The sequence below is a fragment of the Flavobacterium amylolyticum genome, from assembly GCF_048284335.1.
GTDB lineage: Bacteria > Bacteroidota > Bacteroidia > Flavobacteriales > Flavobacteriaceae > Flavobacterium.
The window spans coordinates 217,579-230,582 of the sequence record NZ_JBLVPG010000002.1 but is presented as its reverse complement, the minus strand read 5'-3'; the positions used below and the strand labels follow the sequence as shown (position 1 = coordinate 230,582).

Here is a 13,004-nt window from a genome sequence, read left to right as displayed (position 1 = left end):
TTTACATTTCATAAAATATAGCAAGCCAAAGAGTGAGGTTGCAAGTGAAAAAGATTGCAAAATTTACAACCTTTAAATTAATAGACTGTTGAATAATAATAAAAAATCAAGAATAATAAAATTAATTATTATAAGTTTAATTTTACTAATATTCACAATAGAATTAATAATTCCTTTAGGTGTAGCAATTGCAGTTTTGTATATAATTCCTTTAGTTATTTCCTATACACTAAGCAAAAATAAAATAATTACATTTACTATAGTATCTACTTCTTTAACAATAATTGATACAGCTATTTATTATAATACCAAAGTACATTATAATGTTTTTGCTAACAGAGCCTTGTCAATTCTTACGATCTGGATATCTTACTTTATTATTCTTCAATACAAAGACATAAGGATACAAAAAGATACCGAAAAAGAAAAACATCAAAATTCCATTTCGGAGGTGCTCTTTAAAGTACCCCATCAAGTTCGAAGTCCTATATGTAGAATTCAAGGTTTGATTAATCATGTAGATTCTCAAAATATATCAAAAGAAGAGTTAGAAAGCATAAGCATTTATTTAAAAGATTCAGTCACTGAACTTGACACCTTCACAAGAACTTTGAGTGATTTTTTAGTTAAAATTAGAATTGAAAATTCTTATGTACAAGCAGATTCTAATTAATAATGTTTACGCTAGAACTAAATACGGACAATTATTTACAAGCAGGCAGATAAAAAGCCCTAATACCTGAAATCTGTTTAGCAAAAGTGGCGGCTAAGTACTTTGTATCAAGATTTTTGGTTAAAATTTGCCAATTTGCCAAAACTGCAACCTGTTTTTAAAATTATTTTCCTTTAGCAGAAGGACTTCCTTTCTCTTCGCTCTTTATGACTAAATTGCTTTCCATCCTGTACCTTTTATTGTTCTGTACGATACCCTTTTTTGGTGTGGCACAAGAGGAAGAGTGTGACGAAGTTTTAGTGCTCCTCAAAGTCAAATATAGTGGAGATACCGAAATTTCTTCTATAATATGCAGATCCGAAGTCTATCTTTCGATACCCGAAATCTTCGATTTTATAAAAATAAAAAACACACCCAATTCTAATTTTAGTGTTATTGACGGTTTTTTTATCAATCAAAAGCATCCCTTCAAAATTGACCAAAGCACCAACACAATTACCTACAAGGAACAGATTTTTAGTCTAAAATCAGATGATTTAATTTGTACCAGCACCAATTTATTCTTGAAAGCGTCATATTTTACTAAAGTATTTAATCTCGAAAACAGTTTTAGCTTTAGAAGCTTATCGGTTAACATGTCTTCAAAACTCGAACTTCCAGCTATAAGGGAAGCCCGTTTGCAAGGTATGCGGGATAATTTAAACAAAATGAAACTAGAATTTATAGCGGATACGACAGTAGTACGAGACAAACCATTACTTCATTTGGGAACAGCAAATTGGACCTTTAATTCAATCCAGCAATCAGGAGGAAGCCATTCAGAAAGAATGCTCCTCAATTTAGGCGGAATTATAGCTGGTGGCGAACTGACCACGTCCCTAAATTATACTAGCAACCAGAACATTGTAGCTAAAAACCAGTTTTATCGATGGCGGTATGTCAATAATGAAAACAAATATATTAAGCAGCTTACCTTAGGGAAAATTTCAGCTCCTTCTAAAGCAACAATTTTATTTCCCATTATCGGAGCACAGATATCCAATGCCTCTACTCGAATCCGAAAATCGTTTGGCACCTATATTTTGAGCAATCATACCCAAGCCAATTGGACAGTTGAACTCTATATCAACAATGTGTTAATCGATTATCTTCAGGCAGATGCAAACGGTTTTTTTTCATTTAACGTTCCCCTTATGTACGGACGAACCGAAGTTACACTAAGGTATTATGGACCTTGGGGCGAAGAGCAGTTTTTTAGCAATCAACTTGTAGTTCCAGCTCTTTTCCTTCCGAAAAAAGAAATCGAATACACTATTAGTTCCGGGATTATTGAGGATGGAAAAGGGAGTGTCTTTAGTAATACTATAGTAAACTATGGTCTTTCTAATCATGTTACTTTGGGCGCAGGAGCGGAATATGTTTCCTCTATTCAATCTAATAAAATTATTCCGTTTTTGAATTCTTCCATTAGATTGGCTTCCCAATTGTTTCTTACGGGGAGTTATTATGCTAAAGTGCTTTATGAGCTAAATTTGAACTATACCACTCCCAAAAACCTTCGATTTGACTTTGATTATAGCAAATACGACAGGAAACAACAAGCCTTTCGATTCAATTATTCCGAAATTCGGAAAGCAAGTATTTCAATGCCGATTCGCAATTCTTTTTTTTCAGGAAATTCCCGATTTACCATTCAACAAAACCTATTTAGCACAACTAAATTCACCACTTCCGAACTTTTACTCTCGGGAAATTCATTTGGGCTTAATTTTAATTTTACGACCAATGCCTTTTTCACAACAAACCATAAAACATTGGCATTCAGTGCCATTTCAACATCGTTCCAACTTCCTAAAAGATTCGTCCTTGTTCCACAGTTGCGGTATGGATACGATGCTGATGCCATGGCAACATTACAAACACAATTGAGAAAACCAATTTTTAAAAAAGGCTATATTCAGGCCTCATTAGATTATAATTTTAAAAATCAAAATAGTAGTTTTCAAATTAGTTTCACGCATAATTTTGATCATATCAATACCGGATTTTCCAGTATTTTTTATAAAAATAGTGCTTCTTTTTCGCAATCTGCCAGCGGAAGCTTAATCTTCGAACCCCAATCTGATTTTGTACGTTTTAATAACCGAATAAGTGTGGGAAGAGCAAGTGTGAAATTTATTCCGTTTTTAGACATCAATGGAAATGGAAAAAGAGATACTAAAGAACCTTTGGTAAAAGGAGTAAATATTGTATTTATGGGCGGGGACCGTCAGCTTGTCAATCCCGATGGAACCACCATTATAACTGGATTAGAACCCTATATTAAAAATTATATGGAGCTTAATACCAACCAAGTTAATTCTATTGCTTGGCGCATAAAAAACAAAACTTTAAATTGTACCCTAAATCCCAACCAATTAAGAATAATTGAAATTCCGGTTTTCGTTATGGGAGAAGTCTCCGGAATGGTGTATCAAAAAGAAAAGAAGCAACTCCTGGGAACTGGAGGTTTAAAAGTCTCTATTTATGATCTGCACGATACATTAATCACCAGTATTCTTTCGGAACCAGATGGTTATTTTAGTTTCTTGGGTTTAAAATCTGGGCAATATGTTGCAAAAATAGATGCATTGCAATTAGAAAATTTACAGATGATGGCAGATTCCTCCTACCAGACTTTTGAGATCGATAATGGTGTTGATGGAGCTTTTGTAGATACGCTTAAATTTGTTCTACAAAAAACCAAATAAATAAATAAATAAATAAATCTACATAATCTTAACTGAAGTCATGCTCAACGAACCCGCCAATAACTTATCATTAAACAAACTCAGTTCTTCCGATTTGCTTTTTAATCCCAAGGTATATAGTAAAGGTAAATAATGTTCCGGCGTAGGAATCGCTAATTGAAACGCTTTACTTTGTTTCTCAAAATCAATCAGCGGTTGAAAATTCCCTTCCAATAAATAATTATTTATCGTTTCCCTTGCTTCAATTGCCCAATCGTACCCGTAATTGTCTTTATCAAAATTGTGATAATCGACCAATCTCAAATTATGCACAATATTGCCGCTACCTACAATCAGGATTCCTTTGGTTCGCAAGGCACTTAGTTTCTGAGCCAACTCAAAATGGTATTGCCCAGATTTTGTGTAATCAATACTCAACTGGATCACGGGAACATTCGCTTCGGGATATAAATGTTTAATAACACTCCAAGCACCGTGATCCAAACCCCAATGTTCGTCCAGTTCTACTTCTAATGGTATCAATAATTTTTTTGTTTCCAATGCTAATTCCGGACTTCCTTTCGCTGGATATTGCACCTCAAATAATTCTTGTGGAAAACCTCCAAAGTCGTGAATCGTTCGTGGCATTTCCATTGCGGTAACCTTTGTCCCTTTGGTAAACCAATGCGCCGAAACACACAAAATGGCATTAGGTTGTGGTAAGGTTTTAGCCAAGTTTCTAAAACCAGTCACAAACTGATTTTCTTCAATCGCGTTCATCGGACTTCCATGTCCTAAAAAAAGCACCGGCATTTTTTCGGTATTTGAGAAAGAACTTGAAATTTTATGTAAGTGGTTTAATGTGTTCATTTCTATTTTTAAAAAAATTATTCCACAAAATTCTCATCTTTAAAACCTATCAAATATAATTTATTTTTGGCTCTGGTCATTGCGGTGTACAACCAGCGAATGTAATCTCTATTGATACCATCCGGTAAATAAGGTTGTTCTATAAAAACGGTATTCCATTGCCCTCCTTGTGATTTATGACAGGTAATCGCATACGAGAATTTCACCTGCAAACCATTGAAATATTCGTTAGCTTTTACTTTTTGGAATTGCTTGAATTTGGTTTCGCCTTCGTAATCTTTCAACACTTCCTGATACAATCGGTTAGATTCTTCGTAGGTCAACGATGGCGATTCACTTTTTATAGTGTCCATCAGTAAAACCGTTTCAAACGGAATCTGATTGGGGTAATCAATCATTCTGATTTTTACTTTGGCAAACTTAAAACCATATAATTCTTTGATATTAAAAATTTCTAATATTTCGATAATATCACCATTGGCAATAAAACCGGCTTCATCAGAATCTTTCAACCAAAAATAATTGTTCTTCACCACCATCAAAAAGTCACCTGTGGAAAGTTCACTTTCTTTATCGAGGATTTTAGTTCTGATTTGCTCATTATATTGATTCGCCCTTTTATTGGAACGAACAATAAAAGCAGTATCCTCTATACTATAATTACTGTAGGCAGAATTGATGGCATCCTGAATATCGTACCCATCGGTCAAACGAACAATATCTTTGAATTTCTTGACATCAAATTTGAATTCGTCAATAAAGGAATCTTTCAATAATTCCCGAAGTTCAGTTGCATTATGCAAAATCCCGGAATTTTCTTCCTGACGCATGACTTCGTCTAGCTCGATATGTTCCACTTCTTTATCATAATTCATACCCAAAGTACGAATGTCCAAAGCCGGACTGATATCCAAATTCACCGGAGGCAACTGAGCGGTATCTCCCAATAATATCATCTTACAATTAGTTCCCGAATATACATACGAAATCAAATCATCAAGCAAAGAACCGGTTTCATATAACTTAGAATCAGAATTGGTATCCGAAATCATCGAAGCTTCATCGACTATAAAAATCGTATTCTTATGTTTATTTTGTTGCAACATAAACGAAACGCCACCACCGGAAGATTTCTTCGGAAAGTAGATTTTTTTATGAATCGTAAAAGCTGGTTTATTCGAATAATTAGCAATTACTTTGGCCGCACGACCTGTTGGCGCCAGCAAGACATATTTTTTATTAATGTCCAATAAACTATTTACAATCGTAGAAATAACGGTCGTTTTTCCCGTTCCAGCATATCCTTTTAATACGAAGATGGTTTTATTATCCGTTTCGGTTAAAAAAATTGCTATTTTTTGAAAAAAAATATCCTGTTTATAGGTAGGTTGAAAAGGAAATTTTTTCTGCAAAAGACTGTAAAATAAGGAGGAATTCATTTCGTATTATTTGACTGCAAAGTAAAGAATGTTTTTTCAATTTCAATGGCAATAGCAATTTCAATTTTCAATTACGACTATTGATTTTGCCATTACTATTGCCATTGAAATTGATTTTTAAATTTGTAAGTTTGCGTTGTTGAAAAATCAATAGTATTATGAACATAGCCGAAAAAAAATATAAAAAACTTTCCATTCAAGTTTCCTTGACTGGGCTTTCTTTTTGTTGTTTTGACACGCTAAACAATACGGTGACTTCATTTAAAGAAGTGCATTTTGAGACCTTTCACAAAGCCACAAAAATTGAAGATTTGTTTGCTGATGCTTTTAGAGAACATCCAGAATTAAAGGATATGTATGATGAAGTATTGGTTATTCATAATAATAACCTTTCCACTTTTGTTCCCACAGCGCTTTTTGACGAGAACTTTTTAGGCAGTTATTTACAATACAATACCAAGGTTTTTGAAACCGATTTTTTCGATTTCGATGAAATTCCAAACTATCAAATTAATGCGGTTTACATTCCGTATGTGAATATCAATAATTTTTTTATTGACCAATTTGGTACTTTCGAGTACAAACATGCCAATAGTATTTTGGTTGCCAAACTTCTGGTTGCCTCCAAAAATAAGGATGATAAAAAAATGTTTGTACATATTAACACCGACCATTTTGAAATCATTGTGGTTCAAAACCAAAAATTACTCCTTTTCAATTCATTTGATTACAATACGCCCGAAGATTTCTTGTATTACATATTATTCACGGCTGAACAATTGAATTTAAACCCCGAAAACTTCCCATTGGAACTAATCGGAAATATTGATATTGAAAGTGATTATTTTAAAATCGCTTACAAATACATTCGCAACGTGTCCCTTATTGATGTGGAAGATTTACGATGGAACAATTATTTTTCTGATGCCGAAAACAGAAATCATTTTATACTTTTTAACTCATGAGAATCATTTCAGGAAAATACAAAGGAAGACGCATTTTCCCACCAAAAGGATTGCCCGTTCGCCCCACAACCGATATGTCTAAAGAAGCATTATTCAATGTTTTAAATAACCATTTCAGTTTTGAAGGACTTAAAATATTAGACTTATTCGCAGGAACCGGAAATATCAGTTACGAATTTGCCTCAAGGGGAAGCACGCCAATTACATCTGTTGATGGTGATTTTGGTTGTGTAAAATTCATCAAGCAAGTCGCAGCCGAATATGATTTTAATATTGCTGCCACGAAAAGCGATGTGTTTACGTACTTAGAAAGATGTAAAACTTCGTACGATATTATTTTTGCAGATCCACCGTATGCTTTGGATCAAAAAACTTTCGAAAAAATCATCTTATTAGTTTTCGAAAAAGAATTACTTAATGAAGACGGAATGATGGTTATTGAACATTCGAAATATACCAAACTGGATCACATGATTCACTTTTCATTCCAGAAAAGTTACGGAGGTTCTATCTTTAGTTTTTTCGAAATAAGCTCCAGTAATGAAGTGGAAAATTCTGAAAATGAATCAGAACAGAACGATAATGAAGAAGAATAATCTGAATTTAATGTTATTTTGATAATTTTTCTAATATCCTCTGATAGGCAGGAGTTGTAACACCATATTTTAGACCTTCATTTACCACATATTCTGTTAGAGAATTTACTTCTGTTTTATGTCCAGCAAGTAAATCTCTGTGCATAGACGACGTATTGTCTTGTGGTGATTTCTCTAATTTAGCAATAGTTAGAGCAACAATGTCAGCTGGTAGAACTAACCCTTTTGCGAAAGCAACAGCAGTAATCTCGTTTAGCAATGAGATATAAACTGCTTTATTTTCAGGATGGTTTAGAATTCCACCAATGTTTTGATTCAAATAGGAAGTTGCTGAAGCCAAAGCGGAAATAAAAATGAACTTTTCCCAAACCGTTTCTTCAATATTTGCTACGAGATAACTTTCGACAGCAGCTTTTTCGAAAATGGATTGTAGCTCATTTAATTTTGAAATTGGTGCCGTTTTAGAACCAAAAAACAATTTTTCATAAGGACCAATTTTCTTTATTATTCCCGGAGAAACAATCATTGCAACAATATACACACAACCTTGTAAAATAGTGTTTTTAGGAAATAAAGTCTGAATACGTTCCGTGGCATCAACACCATTATATAAAGGGAGGATTATCGTTTTGTTGTTAATACAATTTTTTATAGATTCAAAACTAGATTCGATATCATAGGTTTTAGTCGCGCAAATTAGGTAATCGAGATTCCCGATTTCATCTGGATTATTCGAAACCAAACTAGGAAATACAATTGCTTCATTCGTATCAGAAATAATTTTTAGTCCATTTTGAGCTATTGCATTTTGGGTTTCACCACGAGCAATAAATATAATTTCTATTGCTTTAGAATCAAAATAAGCTTTAGCCAATAATCCTCCAAAATAACCACCTACTCCACCCAATCCTAAAATCCCTATTCTTGTTTTCATAAAATAAATTTAATACTGCATTTTAGTTATTCTAAATCGTACGCATATTTTCATCAAAAGTACCAAAATCTTTAACACAATCTTCTAAACTGTTGTATCGAAAGAATAAATCAAAATGGTAACTTTGCTTTTTTGCAAAAATTATGTTAGACAAAGACAATACCATTGAAGTTCAGGGCGCTCGCGTTCACAACTTAAAAAACATAGATATTTCTATTCCTCGAGAAAAACTGGTCGTAATTACCGGTCTTTCAGGTTCAGGAAAATCCTCGTTAGCTTTTGATACGATTTATGCCGAAGGACAACGCCGTTATGTGGAAACATTTTCTGCTTATGCGAGACAGTTTCTCGGTGGCTTAGAACGGCCAGACGTGGATAAAATTGACGGACTTTCTCCTGTAATTGCCATTGAACAAAAAACGACCAGTAAAAGTCCGCGTTCTACCGTAGGAACAATTACGGAGATTTATGATTTCCTACGTTTGCTTTACGCCCGTGGTGCCGATGCGTACAGCTACAATACCGGCGAAAAAATGGTGAGTTACAATGATGAGCAAATCAAAGATTTGATTATTCAGGATTTTACCGGAAAACGAATTAATATTTTAGCTCCGGTTATTCGGGCTAGAAAAGGGCATTATGCCGAGCTTTTTCAACAAATAGCCAAACAAGGATTCCTTAAAGTTAGAGTGAATGGTGATATCTTGGACATTACTCTAGGAATGAAATTAGACCGTTACAAAACCCATGATATAGAAATCGTTGTGGACCGAATGGTGATAGATGACACTTCTGAAAATGAAAAACGGTTAACCGAGAGCATTAATACAGCAATGCATCACGGAGAGAATGTGTTAATGGTTTTAGATCAAGATTCTAATGAAGTACGTTTTTTTAGCAGGAATTTGATGTGTCCAAGTACTGGAATTTCTTATCAAAATCCCGAACCGAATTTATTCTCTTTCAACTCCCCAAAAGGCGCTTGTGATCATTGCAATGGTTTAGGAACGGTAAACGAAATCAACACTAAAAAAATTATTCCAAATCCGAAATTATCCATAAAAAATGGTGGTTTTGCTCCTTTGGGTGAATATAAATCATCCTGGATTTTTAAGCAATTGGAAATCATAGGCGAAAAATATGGTTTTAAATTGACGGATGGCATAGACACCATTCCGCAGGAAGCCATGGAAATGATTTTGAATGGCGGAAAAGAAAAATTCACTATTAACTCCAAAGACTTAGGGGTTGCAAGAGAATATAAAATTGATTTTGAAGGGATTTCACATTTCATCAAAAATCAACATGACGAAAGTGGTTCTACAACTATCAAGCGTTGGGCAAAGGAATTCATGGACGAAATAAAATGTCCTGTTTGTGACGGTTCCCGTTTGAAAAAAGAAGCACTATTCTTTAAAATCAATAAAAAAAATATTGCTGAATTGTGCGATATGGATATTTCTGATTTGACCGCTTGGTTTAATGATCTTGACAATCATTTATCAGATAAACAAAAACGTATCGCTACCGAAGTCATTAAAGAGATAAAAGATCGATTGAACTTCTTAATGAATGTAGGTTTGGATTATTTGGCTTTAAGCCGAAGTTCAAAATCACTTTCGGGTGGTGAAGCACAACGCATTCGATTGGCCACTCAAATTGGTTCTCAACTGGTTGGTGTTTTATATATTCTGGATGAACCCAGTATTGGTTTACACCAAAGAGACAATGACAAATTGATTCATTCTTTGGAACAATTACGCGATATTGGGAATTCGGTAATTGTGGTGGAACATGATAAAGACATGATAGAACGTGCCGATTATGTGATTGATATTGGTCCAAAAGCAGGAAAATATGGCGGTGAAATCATCAGTAAAGGCACACCAGCCGAAATCTTGAAACATCATACCATAACGGCGATGTACATGAATGGGGAGATGAAAATTGAGGTTCCAGCAAAACGTCGCGAAGGAAATGGAAAATTCCTAAAACTAACCGGAGCTACAGGAAATAACTTGAAAAACGTTTCGATAGAATTGCCTTTGGGCAAAATGATTTGCGTGACTGGAGTTTCCGGAAGTGGAAAATCGACACTGATTAATGAAACGCTTTACCCTATTTTGAACGCCTATTATTTCAATGGTGTCAAAAAACCAAAACCATATAAAAAAATTGAAGGATTAGAACATATTGATAAAGTGATTGATATTGACCAAAGCCCGATTGGTAGAACGCCACGCTCGAATCCTGCAACTTATACCGAAGTTTTCACAGAAATTAGAAATCTGTTTACAATGACTTCTGAAAGTATGATTCGGGGATATAAAGCGGGACGATTTAGTTTTAATGTAAAAGGCGGACGCTGCGAAACCTGCGAAGGTTCCGGTGTGCGAACGATTGAAATGAACTTCCTGCCTGATGTGTATGTAGAATGTGAAACCTGTCAAGGAAAGCGTTTTAACAGAGAAACATTAGAAATTAGATACAAAGGAAAATCCATTTCGGATGTGTTGAATATGACCGTAGACGAAGCGGTTCCGTTCTTTGAAATGATTCCGAAGATCTATAGAAAAGTAAAAACTATTCAGGATGTTGGATTGGGCTATATTACCCTTGGACAGCAAAGTACCACACTCTCCGGCGGTGAAGCACAACGCATTAAACTGGCGGGAGAATTATCCAAGAAAGATACTGGAAACACATTTTATATACTAGATGAACCTACAACTGGTTTGCATTTTGAAGACATAAGAGTATTGATGGAAGTCATTAATAAACTCGTTGATAAAGGAAATACGATTTTGATTATCGAACATAATATGGATGTAATTAAACTGGCCGATTATATTATAGACATTGGTCCCGAAGGCGGAAAAGGTGGCGGACAACTGATTGCCAAAGGAACGCCTGAAGAAGTTATAAAAAATAAGAAAAGCTATACGGCCCAGTTTTTGAAAAAAGAATTACTTTAGTACCAATAAAAAATAAAAAAATAATTTGTGAAAATTATGAATTTAAAAGAAGCCTTCAGTAGTATTGAAAACTACTTTTCACCTAAAATAATTGGCGAAGTTAATGATCAATTTATCAAAGTGGCTAAAATTAAAGGCCAAGATCTACCATGGCATAATCATGAAAATGAAGATGAATTGTTTTACATTGTAGAAGGAGAACTTTTAATGGAAATTGAAAACGAGCCCAAATTCTTTATGAAAAAAGGAGATTTATTTGTAGTAAAAAAAGGTATAAACCATAGAGTTTCGTCAACCGACGAATGTTTAATACTGCTTATCGAATCAAAAACTACTGAACACACTGGTAAAGTTATATCCAAAATAACAAAATCAATTGAAGAACAAACATATTAGATATACGTAGCCCTTATAGTAATGAAAATCCGTTATTGTTTTCTTTAGAATAAAGATTGAAAAGGATAGCAGGAAATAGCTCCGAAAAAAAAAGCAATTAAATTATATTTTTGATTATGAGATTAGAAGATTTTGATAATGACGAAGATAAAGTAATACAAGATCGTCTAAAAAGAAAAACCTGGAACGAAATAAGAACTAATGATAGTTGGGCGATTTTTAAAATTATGGCCGAATTTGTTAATGGTTACGAAAGTATGGGACGCATAGGTCCGTGTGTAACCATTTTTGGTTCTGCCAGAACAAAGCCTGAAGATGCTTATTATTTACTTGCCGAAAAAATTGCATATAAAATCAGTAAAGCTGGTTATGGGGTGATTACTGGTGGTGGTCCAGGAATTATGGAGGCAGGAAACAAAGGCGCACATCTGGGCGGTGGAACCTCAGTGGGATTGAATATTGAACTGCCTTTTGAGCAACATTTCAACCCATATATTGATAGTGATAAAAACCTTAATTTTGATTATTTCTTTGTTCGAAAAGTGATGTTTGTCAAATATTCTCAAGGTTTTGTAGTGATGCCGGGCGGTTTTGGAACGATGGATGAATTGTTTGAAGCGATGACTTTAATACAAACTAAAAAAATTGCTAGATTCCCAATTATACTTGTTGGTTCTAGCTTTTGGGCAGGATTAATTGAGTGGATAAAAACTGTTTTAGTTGAAAAAGAAGGTACTGTCCATGCCGAAGATTTGAATTTATTTAAAATTGTAGACACCGAAGATGAAGTAGTTGAAGTACTAAATGCCTTTTATAAGAAATACGATTTGTCTCCAAATTTTTAAACAAAAAGGAAGCGGCCGCAAAACGAAGCCATCGAAAAAGTTCGTTTTTTTTATTACAATCGTTTTTTAGACAAAATAAACGCTTTTAACAGTATTTAACAATTCCTTTATAAGCGTTATTTTGATATAATTTTTTTATCATACTTCCATATAATTTAAAAATAAATCATATTAGAATATTTAAAAGAGTCAGTTTTATTAAAAAAAAAATTATCGGTAAATAAAAGTTTAACATAAAACAAGGATATAAATAGTTATTAAAACCGTTGGATGTAATTAAATTATTTGTGTTTTAATAATATTAATTTGCCTGTCAAAAATAAATTTATTGATAAGTTGTACCAAAGTTAAAGCTGTTATTTCATAAAAGTTAGCCTAGCATTTTATTAATTTTCTTGAAAAATTTATGTTTCCAAACGATCAAATAATATAACGCGTAATAAATTAAATTTTTATTTCTGAACTAATCATTTAAAGATTCTGAGATTCTAATTAAATACACTAAAAAAGGAGCAGAATATTTTAATTTCTACCCCTTCGTATTAACAATTTATTTTAAAAAATATTTTTTCAGTGTCCTAT

General features: G+C 33.6%; 10 protein-coding genes. 7 read left to right on the top strand and 3 right to left on the bottom strand.

Annotated features, from left to right (window positions below; all coding sequences use genetic code 11):
- The first annotated feature begins 88 nt into the window (after nucleotides 1-88).
- Together ACNQF9_RS07185 and ACNQF9_RS07180 are read left to right on the top strand one after the other, a co-directional pair.
- Nucleotides 89-673 (top strand): hypothetical protein, encoded by a 585-nt coding sequence (locus ACNQF9_RS07185; protein ID WP_417989938.1) that lies wholly within the window; start codon nucleotides 89-91, stop codon nucleotides 671-673.
- Between the two features lie 206 nt (nucleotides 674-879).
- Nucleotides 880-3,423, top strand: coding sequence for a hypothetical protein (locus ACNQF9_RS07180; protein ID WP_417960208.1), 2,544 nt, complete (start codon nucleotides 880-882; stop codon nucleotides 3,421-3,423).
- A gap of 18 nt (nucleotides 3,424-3,441) precedes the next feature.
- Here ACNQF9_RS07180 and ygiD read toward each other — a convergent pair whose 3' ends face one another.
- Both ygiD and ACNQF9_RS07170 read right to left on the bottom strand, forming a co-directional pair.
- A complete protein-coding gene (gene ygiD / locus ACNQF9_RS07175; RefSeq protein ID WP_417960209.1) occupies nucleotides 3,442-4,272 on the bottom strand; it encodes a 4,5-DOPA-extradiol-dioxygenase in 831 nt (276 codons plus the stop codon).
- Between the two features lie 17 nt (nucleotides 4,273-4,289).
- Complete coding sequence (locus ACNQF9_RS07170; RefSeq protein WP_417989937.1) at nucleotides 4,290-5,711, bottom strand: ATP-dependent DNA helicase; 1,422 nt, start codon at nucleotides 5,709-5,711, stop codon at nucleotides 4,290-4,292.
- A gap of 158 nt (nucleotides 5,712-5,869) precedes the next feature.
- Between ACNQF9_RS07170 and ACNQF9_RS07165 the strand changes: the two genes are divergently transcribed.
- Together ACNQF9_RS07165 and ACNQF9_RS07160 are read left to right on the top strand one after the other, a co-directional pair.
- Complete coding sequence (locus ACNQF9_RS07165) at nucleotides 5,870-6,676, top strand: DUF3822 family protein (protein WP_417960211.1); 807 nt, start codon at nucleotides 5,870-5,872, stop codon at nucleotides 6,674-6,676.
- Entirely contained in the window at nucleotides 6,673-7,272 is a 600-nt protein-coding gene (locus ACNQF9_RS07160) for an RsmD family RNA methyltransferase (protein WP_417960212.1), read from the top strand. The genes ACNQF9_RS07165 and ACNQF9_RS07160 overlap by 4 nt, the downstream gene beginning before the upstream one ends.
- Before the next feature lie 13 nt (nucleotides 7,273-7,285).
- On the opposite strand, the gene ACNQF9_RS07155 is transcribed toward ACNQF9_RS07160, so the two are convergent.
- A complete protein-coding gene (locus tag ACNQF9_RS07155) occupies nucleotides 7,286-8,206 on the bottom strand; it encodes a ketopantoate reductase family protein (RefSeq protein WP_417960213.1) in 921 nt (306 codons plus the stop codon).
- Between the two features lie 143 nt (nucleotides 8,207-8,349).
- Between ACNQF9_RS07155 and uvrA the strand changes: the two genes are divergently transcribed.
- The 3 genes from uvrA (at nucleotide 8,350) to ACNQF9_RS07140 (ending at nucleotide 12,422) form a co-directional block, all read left to right on the top strand.
- Nucleotides 8,350-11,181, top strand: coding sequence for an excinuclease ABC subunit UvrA (uvrA, locus tag ACNQF9_RS07150; protein WP_417960214.1), 2,832 nt, complete (start codon nucleotides 8,350-8,352; stop codon nucleotides 11,179-11,181).
- A 36-nt stretch (nucleotides 11,182-11,217) separates the two neighbouring features.
- The gene (locus tag ACNQF9_RS07145; RefSeq protein WP_417960215.1) at nucleotides 11,218-11,577 is read left to right on the top strand and encodes a cupin domain-containing protein; all 360 of its coding nucleotides are present in this window, start codon (nucleotides 11,218-11,220) and stop codon (nucleotides 11,575-11,577) included.
- A gap of 116 nt (nucleotides 11,578-11,693) precedes the next feature.
- Entirely contained in the window at nucleotides 11,694-12,422 is a 729-nt protein-coding gene (locus ACNQF9_RS07140) for an LOG family protein (RefSeq protein WP_417960216.1), read from the top strand.
- Nucleotides 12,423-13,004 lie beyond the last annotated feature (582 nt).

Excerpts from the sequence above, each read along its gene's own strand:
- ACNQF9_RS07180 (WP_417960208.1), top strand. The coding sequence starts at position 880 with ATGACTAAATTGCTTTCCATCCTGTACCTTTTATTGTTCTGTACGATA.
- ygiD (WP_417960209.1), bottom strand. The coding sequence starts at position 4,272 with ATGAACACATTAAACCACTTACATAAAATTTCAAGTTCTTTCTCAAAT.
- ACNQF9_RS07170 (WP_417989937.1), bottom strand. The coding sequence starts at position 5,711 with ATGAATTCCTCCTTATTTTACAGTCTTTTGCAGAAAAAATTTCCTTTT.
- ACNQF9_RS07165 (WP_417960211.1), top strand. The coding sequence starts at position 5,870 with ATGAACATAGCCGAAAAAAAATATAAAAAACTTTCCATTCAAGTTTCC.
- ACNQF9_RS07160 (WP_417960212.1), top strand. The coding sequence starts at position 6,673 with ATGAGAATCATTTCAGGAAAATACAAAGGAAGACGCATTTTCCCACCA.
- ACNQF9_RS07155 (WP_417960213.1), bottom strand. The coding sequence starts at position 8,206 with ATGAAAACAAGAATAGGGATTTTAGGATTGGGTGGAGTAGGTGGTTAT.
- uvrA (WP_417960214.1), top strand. The coding sequence starts at position 8,350 with ATGTTAGACAAAGACAATACCATTGAAGTTCAGGGCGCTCGCGTTCAC.
- ACNQF9_RS07145 (WP_417960215.1), top strand. The coding sequence starts at position 11,218 with ATGAATTTAAAAGAAGCCTTCAGTAGTATTGAAAACTACTTTTCACCT.
- ACNQF9_RS07140 (WP_417960216.1), top strand. The coding sequence starts at position 11,694 with ATGAGATTAGAAGATTTTGATAATGACGAAGATAAAGTAATACAAGAT.